Annotated in this window: 14 protein-coding genes; 4 read left to right on the top strand and 10 right to left on the bottom strand. The window is 51.7% G+C overall.

Annotated elements, in window-relative coordinates:
* Window positions 1-5: 5 nt before the first annotated feature.
* On the bottom strand, window positions 6-1,328 hold the full coding sequence (locus BXA01_RS03825) for an APC family permease (protein ID WP_076563269.1): 1,323 nt from the start codon (window positions 1,326-1,328) through the stop codon (window positions 6-8).
* Window positions 1,329-1,877: 549 nt separating this feature from the next.
* Here BXA01_RS03825 and BXA01_RS03830 point away from each other — a divergent pair.
* Window positions 1,878-2,240, top strand: coding sequence for a DUF6124 family protein (locus BXA01_RS03830; protein WP_076563270.1), 363 nt, complete (start codon window positions 1,878-1,880; stop codon window positions 2,238-2,240).
* Between the two features lie 128 nt (window positions 2,241-2,368).
* Here BXA01_RS03830 and BXA01_RS27550 read toward each other — a convergent pair whose 3' ends face one another.
* The 3 genes from BXA01_RS27550 to BXA01_RS03840 all read right to left on the bottom strand — a co-directional run bounded on the left by BXA01_RS27550 (window position 2,369) and on the right by BXA01_RS03840 (window position 4,182).
* Complete coding sequence (locus tag BXA01_RS27550; protein WP_367615309.1) at window positions 2,369-2,578, bottom strand: YHYH domain-containing protein; 210 nt, start codon at window positions 2,576-2,578, stop codon at window positions 2,369-2,371.
* Window positions 2,579-2,738: 160 nt separating this feature from the next.
* Window positions 2,739-3,875, bottom strand: a complete 1,137-nt coding sequence (locus tag BXA01_RS03835; protein WP_076563271.1) for a nickel/cobalt efflux protein RcnA — start codon at window positions 3,873-3,875, stop codon at window positions 2,739-2,741.
* Window positions 3,876-3,882: 7 nt separating this feature from the next.
* Window positions 3,883-4,182 carry a metal-sensing transcriptional repressor gene (locus BXA01_RS03840; protein WP_076563272.1) on the bottom strand — a complete coding sequence of 100 codons (300 nt, stop codon included), beginning with the start codon at window positions 4,180-4,182 and terminating at the stop codon, window positions 3,883-3,885.
* Window positions 4,183-4,695: 513 nt separating this feature from the next.
* Here BXA01_RS03840 and BXA01_RS03850 point away from each other — a divergent pair.
* Both BXA01_RS03850 and BXA01_RS03855 read left to right on the top strand, forming a co-directional pair.
* The gene (locus BXA01_RS03850; RefSeq protein ID WP_076563274.1) at window positions 4,696-5,433 is read left to right on the top strand and encodes a HupE/UreJ family protein; all 738 of its coding nucleotides are present in this window, start codon (window positions 4,696-4,698) and stop codon (window positions 5,431-5,433) included.
* A gap of 12 nt (window positions 5,434-5,445) precedes the next feature.
* Window positions 5,446-6,117, top strand: coding sequence for a transmembrane anchor protein (locus tag BXA01_RS03855; protein ID WP_076563275.1), 672 nt, complete (start codon window positions 5,446-5,448; stop codon window positions 6,115-6,117).
* 70 nt (window positions 6,118-6,187) lie between these two features.
* Here the strand turns inward: BXA01_RS03855 and BXA01_RS03860 are convergent, their stop codons facing one another.
* The gene (locus tag BXA01_RS03860; RefSeq protein ID WP_231991013.1) at window positions 6,188-7,162 is read right to left on the bottom strand and encodes an AraC family transcriptional regulator; all 975 of its coding nucleotides are present in this window, start codon (window positions 7,160-7,162) and stop codon (window positions 6,188-6,190) included.
* A gap of 191 nt (window positions 7,163-7,353) precedes the next feature.
* On the opposite strand from BXA01_RS03860, the gene BXA01_RS03865 reads away from it, so the two are divergent.
* Complete coding sequence (locus BXA01_RS03865) at window positions 7,354-7,866, top strand: nuclear transport factor 2 family protein (RefSeq protein WP_076563276.1); 513 nt, start codon at window positions 7,354-7,356, stop codon at window positions 7,864-7,866.
* A 190-nt stretch (window positions 7,867-8,056) separates the two neighbouring features.
* On the opposite strand, the gene BXA01_RS26910 is transcribed toward BXA01_RS03865, so the two are convergent.
* From BXA01_RS26910 to BXA01_RS03885, 5 genes are all read right to left on the bottom strand, one after another.
* On the bottom strand, window positions 8,057-8,800 hold the full coding sequence (locus tag BXA01_RS26910; RefSeq protein WP_157115952.1) for a hypothetical protein: 744 nt from the start codon (window positions 8,798-8,800) through the stop codon (window positions 8,057-8,059).
* A 111-nt stretch (window positions 8,801-8,911) separates the two neighbouring features.
* Window positions 8,912-9,877 (bottom strand): hypothetical protein, encoded by a 966-nt coding sequence (locus BXA01_RS03870; RefSeq protein ID WP_076563277.1) that lies wholly within the window; start codon window positions 9,875-9,877, stop codon window positions 8,912-8,914.
* 128 nt (window positions 9,878-10,005) lie between these two features.
* Window positions 10,006-11,478: a hypothetical protein gene (locus tag BXA01_RS03875; protein WP_076563278.1), complete on the bottom strand. Its 1,473-nt coding sequence runs from the start codon at window positions 11,476-11,478 to the stop codon at window positions 10,006-10,008.
* Window positions 11,479-11,842: 364 nt separating this feature from the next.
* Window positions 11,843-13,612, bottom strand: coding sequence for an ATP-binding protein (locus tag BXA01_RS03880; protein WP_076563279.1), 1,770 nt, complete (start codon window positions 13,610-13,612; stop codon window positions 11,843-11,845).
* Window positions 13,612-14,742 carry an SIR2 family protein gene (locus BXA01_RS03885; RefSeq protein WP_076563280.1) on the bottom strand — a complete coding sequence of 377 codons (1,131 nt, stop codon included), beginning with the start codon at window positions 14,740-14,742 and terminating at the stop codon, window positions 13,612-13,614. The genes BXA01_RS03880 and BXA01_RS03885 overlap by 1 nt, the downstream gene beginning before the upstream one ends.
* Window positions 14,743-14,750: the final 8 nt, after the last annotated feature.

Consider the following 14,750-nt stretch of genomic DNA (forward strand, 5'->3'; position numbering starts at 1 on the left):
CGACGCTACCCAGCCTTACTGATCGCAGAAAATCTGATGCGAGAACAGCCATGCAGCAACATCCCGACAATGATCAGCGCCCCCGCGCGCAACCACGTTTCCCACCCCTGCTGACTGAGCAGCACCAGACACGAAACGATCGCAAGCACCGGAACGAAGGTCGGCACGCGAAAGTGGCCCTCCTCCACCCTGTCACGACGAAGAACCAGCACCGCCACATTGGTACTCAGAAAAACGAACAGCAACAGCAACACCACCGTCTCTGCCAGCGTTGCCAGCGTGCCTGTGAGTGTCAGTGCAATAGCGACCACAGTCGTTGCGACAATGGCAGCCCACGGAGTTTTTCGCTGAGGCAGCACCGCACCCAAAACACCCGGCAACAGCCCCAGATTCGCCATGCCATAGGTCAATCGGCTGGCCATGATCATGGTTAACAACGCACCGTTGGCCACAGCGATCAGCGCAATGAAAGAGAAAAGCGCCGGCGGGATTGCGAGGGTCGATGCGCGGACAACTTCGAGCAAAGGCGCCGACGTGGCCACCAACTTCTCGGTAGGCAACACCGAAGAAGCCGCCACACCCACCGCCATGTAAACCACGCCAGCGGTGAGCAAAGCGGCGAACAAAGCACGCGGATAAACCTTGCGCACGTCCTTGATTTCCTCGGCCAGATTGGCCGAAGTTTCGAAACCGACGAAGGAATAGAAGGCCAACAACGCCGCCCCCAGCACCGCCAGCATGGGACTGACGCCCGGCTTGAACGTGAGCGTCCGTCCCAGATCCGCCTCGCCTGTGCGGAAATACCAGACCGCAGCCACGATCACCAGAATCAGCCCCGACAGTTCAATCACGGTCATCACCAGGTTTGCCCCGAGCGACTCCTTGATCCCCCGCGCGTTGAGCAGGCCGATAGCCAGGAGAAACACCAGGGCGGCAATCTGCGGCGATACGTCAACGAAGGCGTTGAGATAATCACCGGCAAACGCCAGCGACAAACCCGCAGCGCTGGTGACCGCAGCCGCCAGCATGCAGAAACCGACCAGGAAGGAAATGAGCGGCGACTTGAAGGCCTTTTCCGCGAACACCGAAGCCGCGCCGGCGTGGGGATATTTGGTCACCAGTTCTGCGTAGGAACCTGCCGTCAACATGGCGAAGAACAATGCGATCAACAGCGGCACCCAAATCGCGCCGCCCACCTCCCCGGCAATGGTTCCGGCGAGGGCGTAAACACCCGCGCCGAGTACATCGCCGAGAATAAACAGAAACAGCATCGGAAAAGTGATTGCCCGGCGCAGAGCAGGTTTATGAGTGGGAGCCGTCACGGTCATTCCTTGATTCAGGTGGGTAGGAGCTGGAGGGTTGTCACCTCAAACAATGGAAATGGCGCCGAAAGCAAAGTTCAAAATCTGTGACGGCCCGATTGGCACGACGCTATAAACATTGCCCACTCGACACTTGTGGGAGCGAACGTGCTCGCGAAGACCCCAGCCCGATCAACACAAAACATCAGCCAAAACCAACTCCCTAAACACCCCGTTTAAAACCGATATCCAGACTATTCCAGCAAGCTACAACGCCTTGCGCCATTGCCTACGACTACGCCAGAATCCGCCGGCTTGTGCGCCTCGGGGCGGGGTTCTATCGTTGGCCGGTCACTGAAAACAGTGATCGGGTTTGGTAGCCCGGGTATACGAGGTGCGCAATGACACCGTTTGGCGAAGTCTTCGCCTTGCTTCTATGGTGGCTATGCGCAGGGCGCTTTCGAGCGCGCCGGTTTTGCCTCGTGTCCCGGTCTACCAACCTGTGCATGGCCGCCACCCTTCGTTTGGTAGCGAACGGGTGATGGCTCCTTTTAAAGCGGCACGAGGAGAAAGATCATGTTCAAAGTCACGCCAAACCCGCCACAGTCAGACGCAACCTCCCCCTACGAATCCCTCGACTCAAAAAAACTCCACAAAGCCGCCGACCGCGCCCTCGACCACTACCTCAAACCCAGCGACACCCTCAAAACCACGCCCTACCAAACCAGCAGCATGTTCCTCGCCAACCCGAAAATCGCCACCGAAGAACTGCTGGTCAACGCCAGCGAATCACTGGGCTCGGCCTCGGTGATGTTGAGTGATGTGATCGGGATGGTTGAAGGATCTGCGCGCAAGACACTGCAAGGTATCGCGCAGGTAGTGATGCTCGGCGAGCTCGCGGTTAATCAGGCGTTGGATAACGTCGTGCCGGTGGAGTAAACGAAAACGTCCTGTCGCTGGTGAGATACGAAGTTTCGAAGAACAGCGGTGAGCGTTGGCGTGGGCTAATGTTTCGCCCCCTATCGCGCTCGTCTCAAAAGCCCAGCCTTGCGCTGGGCTCTTGCCGTTTAGTGGCAGTGGTAGTCGTTGGTTTTATGGTTGCGATGGCAACCCTTTGAATCAGTGCCACCGCTGTGCGCAAAGGCAGCAACGGATGTAATCGATAATATTGCGGCAATCAGAATGGCGGACAGTTTCATCAGGGCTTGCTCCATGCTCGTGTTGTTATTCTTTGTGAGATGTCTCACGCGGAGCAGCGTATGGCCAGGTGCCTTCATTGAGCAAGCGACTTCTCCGAGGATTCGATCAAAGGTCGATTGCTTGCGATGGCTGGGTCACTGGGCGCGAACATCAGCCACACGGCGTCGTTTGTCGGGCTGGTTATGGTGGCAGGTGGCGGCACTGAGTGCCGCAACGAAAAGCACCAACACTCCCGCCTTATGCGCTCAGGCCGATCCAGCCATGGAAGCCGACATACAGGCCAACGCCAATGATCAGCACGCTGGACAGATAAGGAGCGCGGCGCGCCACGGTTACCAGCCACGGCCAGCGATTGGAGGCCTGTCTGGCACCAATGGCCGCAGCGGCACCGACAGTGACCAGAGTCAGCGCCAGGCCGATACTGAAACACAGGACGAGCATGCCGCCGAGCGCGACCTCTTTGACTTGCAGGCACAGCAACAGGACAGTGATGGCAGCCGGACAGGGAATCAGGCCGCCAGTCAGCCCGAACATGACGATCTGACCCGTGGTCACTTCGCGGTTGGTGAAGCGTTTACGGATGTCGTTGGCATGAGCACGTTCGTGCGCATCCTGATAGCCATCAATCGAGAGCTCCAGGCCTTCCAGTTCGGAATGCGCATGCCCGTGATCATGCTCCTGGAACGTCAGGTCGTAATCATGCGAATGCCCGGCGTGTCCAAGGCTCAAGCGGGCGCTGAACTCGTGCGGTTCCGGAATATCCACCGTCGACTGCAGAAAGCCTTCACGCTCGACGAAAGCGAACGATTGGCTGCTGCCGTCCGGACGCGTCGTGGTCAGGCGAACATCCGAGGCTGCCCAGGCGTGTCCGCTCAAGGTCTTCAGGCGCCAGTGCGGTGGCAGGCCTTCCTCGAAGATCGACAGTTCAACACGGCCATGGCCGGTATCTATTCGGTGCGTTTCATCATGATGACCATGGTCGTGTTCGCCGTGATGGTGATCATCGCTTTGCTCGAACTTGAACATCTGCTCACCGCGCCAGGTACGCCACAGCATCCACAGGGCAATCATGATGATCAGCGCAGCAGACGCAAGCTGGAAGTACGGCTCAGTGGTTTCAGCATCCAGGCCTTTGCCCAGGTACATGCCGCCGATGGCGACCAGCCACACCACGGCGGTGTGCGAAAGCGTTGCGGCCAACCCCAACAAAACAGCCTGTTTGACCGAGCCACGGATGGCCACGATGAAGGCCGCCATCATGGTTTTCGAATGACCTGGTTCAAGCCCATGCAAGGCACCGAGCAGAATCGCGCTCGGGAAATACAGCCAGGCGTGAGCCCCGCCTTGCTGCAACAGTTCAGCGAAATCGGGCATGTCAGACCTAAAGGTACTTGGTGATTTGTTTGAAGGCTTCCAGCGGTGCCCGCTCGCCATTACCTAGCGCCGAAAGGGTATCTTCGAGGCAGTGGTCGATGTGATCCTGGATGAGCGTGCGTTTGGCCTGGCAGATCGCTTTCTCAACCGCATGAAGCTGCTGGGCGATATCCACGCACTGACGCCCTTCTTCGATCATGGTGATGATGCCGCGCAAATGCCCGTCCGCCCGTTTGAGGCGTTTGATGATCGCCTCATGACTTTGGTGGGTGTGGGGATGGCTGTGGTCGTGTTCGTCTTCACTCATGAGTTGAGTCTCAGGGCTCGATGAATTACGCTGGCATCGTATCCCCCCAGGGGGGATTAGGCAAATCGCTTGAACGCCCGGTCAACGAGTTGAAACCTTTAACACCATGTACAGCAAAACACTGACAACGACGGTAGTAATCGCGCTTGCTCTCGCCATGTTCATGGCCTGGGCCGGGCATACCTATTCGTTGTCAGTCACCTCGGGGCAGCCAGCCTGGGAGATCGCTCAGGAGGTCCATCATTCTCACGGCGAAGAGTCGTCATCCAGCCACTCAAGCTTTTCAGAACACTATCACTCGCCATTGACCCCTGATCATCAGCACGAAACGCCGCAACTCACAGCCGCGTTGATGTTGGCGACATCGCCGATGCCATCGATCCGGGTCGATGCACTTCGACACTCGGTTCCTCTGCCGCCGATATTTTTGATTGAGCGCCCACCTCGCCCTTCGTTCGCATCCTGACCACGGCCGCAATGCGGCCCACGATCATTGCAACGTAGGACTGCCCCATGCATTCGCACTCGATGAGCGGCACAGGCGTATTTACTGCGCCTTCGCACCGCCCGCTACTGCTGTTGTTTTTACTTGTCGCTGCACTTTTACTCGGAACACCCGAGGCGATGGCTCACGCTGTTGCGGAAGGCGACAAAGGTTTCATCCAGGAAAGCTCAGGTGTCATGTTGCTGCCCTTCATCTACATGGGCGCCAAGCACATGATGACCGGCTACGACCACCTGCTGTTTCTGTTCGGGGTGATCTTCTTCCTCTACCGCCTGAAGGATGTTGGCCTTTACGTCACGCTGTTCGCCGTAGGCCACTCGGTCACGCTGCTGCTTGGCGTGCTGGCCGAGATCAGCATCAGCTCCTACATCATCGACGCCATTATCGGCTTTTCGGTGGTGTACAAAGCCCTCGATAACCTCGGCGCATTCCAGCGCTGGTTCGGTTACCAACCCAATACCAAAGTGGCCACGCTGATCTTCGGCCTGCTCCACGGTTTTGGTTTGGCGACCAAGATTCAGGAATACGAGATCTCACCAGACGGCCTGATTCCGAACCTGATCGCCTTCAACGTTGGTGTCGAGATCGGCCAATTGCTGGCCCTCAGCGCGATTCTCATTTTGATGGGGTATTGGCGGCGCACCGGCAGTTTCTGGCGCCACGCGTATACCGCCAACGTCGCCATGATGAGTGCCGGTTTCCTCTTGATGGGTTACCAGATCACCGGCCTGTTTGTCTCCGCCTAAGGAATTCCGACGATGTTCAATACTCCGCTTCCAACTGTTAATGAACTGCCCAGCACCCGCAGACTGCTGCGCTCGACCGTCATCGCGATACTGGTCGCCGCCGGCCTTTTGGTGACCGTTGTCATGCCGTCTGAATACGCCATTGATCCTACAGGTGTGGGCCGAACACTGGGGCTTACCCAGATGGGCGAGCTGAAACTCATCCTTGCTCAAGAAGCGTTGGCGGAAGCCGCTGCGCCTCAAGCAACCGCTCCAGCTCCAGCTCCGACTTCAACTTCTACTCCAGCTCCGGTGCAGCAATTTGCACAAGTCCAACCCATTGACAAGCCTGTTACCAAGCCAGTAACCGCACCCGCCCCGGCGCTGAAAACCAATCAGATGAGCGTAACGCTCAAACCTGGCGAAGGTACGGAAATCAAACTGGAAATGCTGAAGGGCAAGACTGTCAGTTATGAATGGACAGCCACTGGCGGGCTCGTGAACTACGACACGCACGGCGAGCCCTACAACGGTGAAAAGGGTTACTTCCACAGCTATAACAAGGGCAAGCAGGTCAAAAGCAATAAAGGCGAATTCACCGCGTTATTTGACGGCACCCATGGCTGGTTCTGGCGTAACCGCAGCAACAAGGACGTGACCATCTCGCTGAATACGACCGGCGATTACCTGAGCGTCAAACAGTAGTCCGGAACACATTGAAAACGAGGCCGCAAATGCGGCCTCGTTTTTTTCTGCGCGACGAAAAGCGCTGGATTCAAATTCCACAAATGTCCGTGCGCAGCCGCCAGGCGTCTTTCGCCGGTGGCATGCCGAACAGACGGGCGTAGTCTCGGCTGAACTGCGAGGGACTTTCATAACCGACTGCATATCCCGCCTCTGCGGCGTCAACCGCTTCGGTGACCATCAGCCGCCGTGCTTCCTGTAGCCGCAACTGGTTACGAAATTCCAGCGGGCTCATTGAGGTGATCGCCTTGAAATGCGTATGAAACGAAGAACGGCTCATGCCGGCGATTTCGACGAGTTCATCTATTCGACACGCTTCGTTGTAGTGGCTGCGCAGCCAGGCAATGGCCTTGGCAATCTGGTTCAAGCGGCTGTCTGCTTGTGCCATCTGCCTGATGATGCTGTTGCCGTTTTCGGTTAGAAGGCGATAAAGCATTTCGCGAATCACCAGCGGAGCGAGCGCTTCGATATCCCGTGGCCTGTCGAGCAGCCCGGCCAGCCGAACCGCTGCATCCAGCAGTTCTGGAGTCGTATCGTTGAGCGTAATGCCTGCCGGCGGTGCACTGACGCTCTCTTCTCTTAGCGGATGGCGCAGCGCAAGGTCGCTCAACATAGTGGTATCGAGATCCAGCGCCAGGCACAGATAAGGATCAGCCTCACTCGCCTCGATGACCGAGCCCATCACCGGAAGGTCTACCGATGCAATCAGGTACTTGGCCGGATCGTAAACATAGACGGTAGTACCCAGCATCGCTTGTTTACGTCCCTGGGCGACAAGGCAGAGCGTTGGCTCATACACCACCGGCATAGGCATCGTGGGCGTAGCCGAGCGAATGAGGCTGACACCCGGAATCGCGGTGCTGTGAATGCCGTCATCCCGGACGTGACGACCAACGATATCGACAAGCTTTGAAAGGGAATTCAAACGCAACTCCATAACGAGGGCATGCGGCGGTTGAACAACTGGTATCGGATGATCAAGCAAGAAATCAGGACGATCCTGCAACAGCCCTCCTCCGCTCGTAAGTCACACTTCAGATGAGGCCCAGAGATACTGCCGTCCACACCCGCGCCGATTCTTTGCCAATGCCTCATATAGAACAACGGCGTGTGGGAACGCAACTAGCGGCTTACAGATAACAACAACGGCCCATCCAACTCGACGGGGCTCATCGGATAGATTAAGGAGCACAGGAAATGACGTTTGTTCAACGCCTCTCTACAGCGCTAGCACTGGTCCTCACTACACTCATCGCAGGGCCGGCGCCCGCCGTGGCCAGCGAACCGACTACGGAACGCAACCGCCAATTCATTGCGCAAGCGTTCAACCAGTGGGCTCAAGGCGGCCGGACGTTCTTCACAGATGTGCTGGCTCCCGATGTGATCTGGACAATCAAGGGGACGAGCCCCTCGGCAGGCACTTATCGGGGCCGAGATGACTTCCTGAAACGCGCAGTCCAACCCTTCGCAAAACGGCTCGCCTCGCCCGTTCGCCCGACGGTGACGGATATCTGGGCTGAAGGCGATGACGTCGTTGTGCACTGGGACGGCACCGCCACCGCAGCCGATGGCGCGCCTTATCGCAACAGCTACGTATGGATCATGCGCATGCGAAATCTGCAGGCAGTTGAAGTCATTGCCTTTCTCAACCTGGTGCCTTACGACGACGTTATCAGGCGAATTCCGCTTGAAGCCGGCGATGTGGAATAGATAAGCCCGCCAGGATCGACTGGAGGATCTGCTCGCGAGACGCTGCGAGATATTACGTAGGTGGGCATGTCGTCGAATGTCGGCTTTCGGCCATTTGCTGCCCTTCGCGATAAACAACTATCGGTCTCCTATCTGTATCGGCTTACCAAGCGTTCAACTGCTTACCAAGATGACCAAATACGGGCGCTGGCTACCGCTTACGCTCGAATCTAACGAGCCTCAATGTTTTTACTGTTTCAAATTTGGATATCGACAATATCATTTTTTCTGGTTCTAAGAAAAAAAAGAAATCACCAGCATGGCCAACGAAACGGGTACTTTGAAGGGGATGCTCATCAGGCGTTATAGCAGTGTTATCAATTACATAGTCAAATGCTCTACCGTCCAATACGGCAGCCGCTCTTAATTGACCAGCACCAAAAGCGATAAAAGGCAAAACTGCAAGCAAGAACAAACATAAAGTCCGAGGCCCGTCCGCCGGAATTTGACGTTCTAAAACATTGCGTGCGCTTGCATATAAAGCGATAGGAGCCCCGAGCAAAACTGGCAATGCCCCCTGCCACTTCTCAACTGGCCCATAAATCGCAAATAACAAAGTCCCGACGACATATAGAAAAACCAATAAACGTTTATGTCTCATTATAAATTGTGCTGGAGGACTGTTTCTGCCTCCGCCAGACGGTAGGTCTGGCCCCACACCTACCAGCTGACCTATCATTACTCCAAGAGCCATAAAAACAAAGGTCGACGCGATGGGGTATATTGTTGACTTCACTATGTCTGTGAAGTTTACATACTCTAGAATATTAACACCGAATGGCGACCAATACCCCCATAGATAAAGACCCCCCGTTGCCACAGAATACAGAGACAGAAAGTAAATGTAGGCACTTGGCGGCCCTCCCAACTGCTCTAAAAACAATCTTTCACTCATGAAGCCCCCTTGTTTTTATTGCTTTGAGCTAATAGTAAAATTGGCGCGCCATGCAACAGTGGTTATTTCTTCCTCCTGCGGCGCAGATAATCTTCGTGATCAAAAAGACATTTATTGCTCGGAGACCGAAAAGACCTTCATAAGTTTAGCTTTGAGATTTTTGTCGCAGATCTGATAAATATCTACTACCCTAATCAAAGCATCCACCTGTTGTTCACTGCGCATGGGATAAGACAGCACCGATTCAATTTGAGAGGTTGAAAGAAATTTCGCCAAGTATTGATAGGGGTTTGTATCATTCTTTGCATGCGAAAGAAGCATGTTCCATTTCTGATACTGCCTCAGCCCCTCATGAATCCTTGTATACTCAAAATATATTTGTAGAGACCGAGCATTTTGTTCAATCACGACTCCTTTGTGCCATGTGTAATATGCTTGTGCTTGTTTTTTGTATGTTGTGAGAATTTCGTACACGTCAACACTGCCATCTAAGCTTTGGATGTAATGTTTCGCCTTGGCAGTCCAATTTCTCCATGCGAGCAAATCTTCCTTGCTTATCTGAAAATGTACTGTCCGCGTGCCATTTTCCATATCGTAGTTTATTGACCAATTGGCTTCAGCAATGCGCCAATGTGTATTGAAGTTGCGTAAATCCTGTAGGAAATCGTGCAATCCAGAAGTGGTGAAGAATTCAGCTCTTTTTTTTCCCACCCCATTTGTATCATATCTTTTGTCAAAATTTCTCGCGATGTCTACTAGGGTCATAAGCGAGGAAGTGCAATAGTAAAGTTTTCGCTTCACCTCCCTTGTATAATGCCCTGCCGTTTTTTCATTGTTTTCATTCCAGAATTCTGGATCCTTGCTTCGCTCGGCAAAAATACAAATTTCATCAATAAGTTCGGAAATGCTTGCATAGAAGATCCATGCCGTATCATCCAGCTCCTTCAAATCATTCCAAACTTTACCGCCGGGAGTTCTTTGAATTGAGGGATAAACTTCCGTAAATTTGTGCGTCATTGCAGCCATAATCTGCTTCCGATTCCACGGATGAGGAATAGAGTCTAAATAGCCAGTCATATAAAACTCCAACAATTAACTTGTGGTTGCTCTTTACCTGTCTTTTCGCCCCCCCCCAAAACGACGTAAGGAGTCTTTAGCGTAGCGCTTTCTCGGCTGCAAACAAGATCAGCTGTGCACTTGAGTCGCTATTTGCTTCTTACTAATTCCAGAAGCTTCTTTAGCTCATCCAGATTAACTTTCTCTAAAAGCTGCATCATGGGTAGCTTTTCTTCATGTTTCCCGTCTAATGTTTTTGAAGCATTAAAAGCGATTGCCTCGATAGCTTTAGCGATCAACTCTTGCTGCAATAAGTCTGCATCTATCTTAAGTTCTTGCAATTGCTTCTTATAGCTTTCATATGATGATGCAAACGCTTCTTTGTGAGCGTACTCTTGTTGCAGTCTTTCATATTGGCTACGACGCGTCGCTGAGAATATCGCAAACCAGACTACTGGTATTATTACTGGAAGGCGGGTGAGCAACGTGCGGAGCATTTCCTCCCAATTTGCAGCCCTAGAAAGCTCTATGTGAAACGGCCATAACGTGAAGCTATCTATAACTAGTGCTAGTCCGCCCAGTAGCAATGCAAGCATTGCTCCATAGAAGGCACGTGTATAATTGGATATCGGTTTCTCAAAATTATCTTTGAGAGTCTTGTATGATGAGGCCAACCCAGCACTGGTAGCGCCGGGAAGTAGAGACTCAATACGCGTAAATAGTGCCTCTTGACGTGTTGCTTGTTCTGTTTCGTAAGTAGCAAGCTGTTCAAATCTGAGGTCTAGTTCTCGCTTCAAACCGTCATCTTGGATTTCATCATCATCCGCTAAAGGACGACCAAAAACGCGCTCGTAAAAATGTTCCAAGTCCTTGTGCTTAGATACTGACTCTTTGGTCAACTCATTCTGCGTATTTCTGAACTCTGAAATTTCCTGTTCAAAATTTGTGATTTTTTCAGACACCGAGCCAGGATTAACCAGTAACTTCTGATGCAAGTCACTTATAGATTGATGTTGACTTTCAGCATTAGAAAGCGCTCGTGCAAAAAATTTCTCTGCAGGATCGTTGCCATCTACCCCGTCGAACAGATACGCGTCAAAATTCTTTACTCGTTGTTCAATCTCCTCAATTACCCTGATCTGCTCCACAGCTTTGCGTACAGATACATCTAAGTTAGATTGGGTCTCCGATGTTTTCGACTGAAAGGCGCCGATGTAATCCGAAACTTGATCGGAGAAAGCTTTGACGGCCACACCGTATGCCTTAATTGCATCTTTAGGGTGCACCATGTAAGGTCGAACATAGGTAAGAAGATTATCGGCATGCTCGTTTGCTTGAATAAGATGCGCCACATTCCGACTGCTGTCATAATGCTGCACTTGACTTAAACATGCATCTGCTTGGCTTTGACTGCTTGCCCAGATTGACTTAGGTGTGAGCTCAAGGTCGGCACTACTGATTATGCCATCAATGAAGGATAGCGCTTTTTTTAACCTGGCCAACTCTTGTACAGTAGTCGCAACAGTAACGTCGTCAACGCCTACAGTTTTGACTGCTTCCAGCAGATCCTTCCATACATAGTTGAACGGGTGTTGGTTGAACTCCTGAATCCATCTAGTCATTTCGCTTTCCTTTTCCACAATCCTCTATACTACATTAGGCGAAAGCGCTTCGGCTTAGACCTGCAAAAAGATTAACGTCTCGACCCTTTTGATTCGGTCGCAATGTATCCTCCAAAAATTATAATCACGAGCATAGCAGTCGCTATCTGACTGACTGTTTTTGGCCGTGAGCTGCCGCTCCTGACCGTCAGCTTCCGGCCAATAGCTGCCCTCCAAGACTGAAAAAACGACATGCGCGGACGTCCTTCATCCATGCGGAGCGGTCAAGCCTGAGGGATATTTACATACAAAAAATCACGATGAGATGTCGGCTACGGATCAAGATGTTGGACATGCCAATCCGTGGCTCATCGTGTGACACACGCTATTGGTCGGCCCACAGCGCCTCAAGATTAACGTCATCGCTCGCAGGCCTATGTCCTTCAAGCAGAGGATCTATCTTTAGGATCATCGGTAAATCAAAGGCCGTTCCAGTAAGTACACAGCACCCTTTAGCTAGCGAGGGTATCAACGATTTGGACGAAGCGTCCAATGTGCTGATTGTGTTATCCAACAGCATCAAATCGCGTTCGTTTACTAGGCGATGAATGAAGAAGTTGTGTATTTGAGAAACGATAGTAGGAGAAATGTCCGCAGGCCGCTGGCTGGAGAGCGTCAGGTACACGCCATATTTTCTTCCTTCCTTGATTATCTCCTCAAACAATTCCAGTCGATAATCCTTCCAAATCTCATGCTCTCTTGTTGATTGCTCTGAGAGAATGTTGTGTGTCTCATCAATAATCAAGTGCAAGGTTTTAGTAGGTGGGCTGTTCAACCCTTCTGCTTCTTTGTGATTCACATAAAAATTCTTCGCAATAAGCATCGGCAAAATCTTTTTTACATCGTTCTTGCATTTTTTTAGTGAGATGACGTGCAGAAGGAATGAAGGAGGTGGTGCATCGACAATATGCAACACGTTGCGCAATCCCGCCAGAGAAGACCTAGCCCTGACCAAGACGGGCTGGATATGCTCATATTGTGCATAGCCCATAACCACATCACCACAAAGCTGTAAATAGCAACGCAAAAGCAGCTCATCGAACTGGTCGAGCGCGTCCAGCTTCACATGCGCGGCAAGGAAAGGCTTTAAGAAGGCAGCAAACGCTTTCCCATCAGAATCGTAGTAGTGCCCTTCCAACGCTCTGAAGTATTTGTTCTGTGCATGGTATTTGACACCTGCCAAGTGGTGCTGCAATGCCTCCGAGCCTATAATTCTGGCGATCTCACGTGTTATCTCTAGCGCCTCCGCTTTAGGCTCAGCAGCAGCAAATGCTCGCTCAAACGTTTTTTCCAGATAATGGGAGAGCGGTAGGTCTTTAAATTTTTCCCTGCCCATCAGGACTCGTCGGAGAAACGGTGCCTGAGTGTTGGTGGTTGCCTGGAAAAGCAAGCTGAGGGTTTCCGAATCCCAAAAGTGAGCACTTTCCAGCGTGAATTTTTGTGCCCCTTTCTTGGAATCTAAAACCGTAACCTTCTTATCTTGGGTGGCCAAGATCTGACCTCCCGTATATTCACCATTAAAATCAATGATAACGAACTGGCTTTTCCCTTTTAATCCCGAAAGTTTTTCCCGAAACAACGTCGTATAGAGTTTTGCGAGCGTGTTCGACTTCCCACTGCCAGTGTTACCAAAAATGCCCAGATGACTATTGAACAGCCGTGTCCACGGGAGGCTGATGGGAATATTTTCTTTCAACATCACACCGATGGTAAAACTGGCATCGTCGTTAACACCGTAGATCCTACCAACCATCTCCTCACTGAGGAGAGAGGCACAATCCCTAATCATCGGCATGTATTTCACGCCTTCATAGAACTTATTATCGGCCACATAGCCAATGGGCCGAACATCCACTTTCCTGATATAGACGGTTTTTTCTGCTGTTTCGTCCAGCTTGCGCTCATCCAGGTATTCACCTTCAACCAGGCACACAATATCAATGAACCCTCGCTGAATCAGCAGATGTTCTCTGATTGAAACACCCCTGTACTTTATACCTTTGTGAAAGAGAGTTTCTTGGTTTGAATCCTCAAATATCCTCAAGGTAATCTTGATGCCATTGACGGCAATAACCTCACCTACCCGAATTGCCATTAGGGAGCATCTCCCGGCACGTAGGCCTGCGGGCTCAGCGAAAGCACATGCTTATTAAAATTGGCAAAATTCAAGTCAGCCCCCGCGGGCGGGCCGATGATCTTGACGTTTCTCCACGCACAAAACTCTTCACGCATTTTCTGTGCGCCTCGTTGGCTGTATGCACAGACAAACGTCTGAAGTTTGGGATTCGATAGCGAGCGCTGCACGAGTTTCAAGATGTGCTCATCCGCAAAGGAGAACCCGAATGTAATCAAGATTGAGTTAGGCCGTTCCAGTTCATAACTGAGTAGCCTGAGCATCTGATAGTAATGCTCTTCAAAAACCGTCTCATGAAACTTCCACTTTGTGGGGTTCACAATTGGAAGCTTATTGTACTCGTACCAGAATCTTTCCATCTGATTGTGAGTAAGCTTTACCAAAGGAATCTCGTCCGTGACGCCCCCTTCTGTGACAAGATAACTAGAGAATTCCGAAATATTTTTGACGACGTGCGGGCTCAGAAGGTTTTTGAAGTCATTCTTGTAACTCACTTCGATCTTGTCCCCGCTCTTTGCCCAGTAAACCGAGCCATGCAGGTGAATAATATTGATCTGCGGGACGCCGTACGCGGCACGCTCGAAGACACCGGTCTGGCACTGAAAGGTGTTAAAGTTCTTCGCGTGCAAATGCTTCTTGTAAAACCCTGAAGTCCCATCGTTCACGAAAAATTCGTGCGCCCCTTTCATCAGCAGCCGATCAGCGGCGTGAGCCAAGCAGCCATCATAATTGGTTGTGAAAATGTTTATCTTACGATTGACATCCTTTCTTCTTTCCAAAAAACCTAATAGCGTACGCAAAAAAACTTCGTAATTATGAAGATTTTCCAGTCCCTCAGCCGTGACAATCGCTGAGGGGGAAAACGTCTGAACCGGATGAATGCACGTGTTGTAATAATGCATAAACAGCGCTGCATTCTTCTCAGGGCGCAGTGCATACTTTGTCGATAGTGTTTCAATCGTTTCCCAATTGCCGAGCGCATCCTTGATCTGCAATCCCAAGGTTGGAAATAAGTTCGCCGAAGCACCAGAGCCGATCAGAATATTGACATTTTTGTTGTAGATATCCAGTGCTTCTATGGGCTCAAACATGCAACCTC

Origin of the sequence: Pseudomonas sp. B10 (genome assembly GCF_900156235.1) — a bacterium.
In the GTDB taxonomy this organism is placed as follows: domain Bacteria; phylum Pseudomonadota; class Gammaproteobacteria; order Pseudomonadales; family Pseudomonadaceae; genus Aquipseudomonas; species Aquipseudomonas siliginis.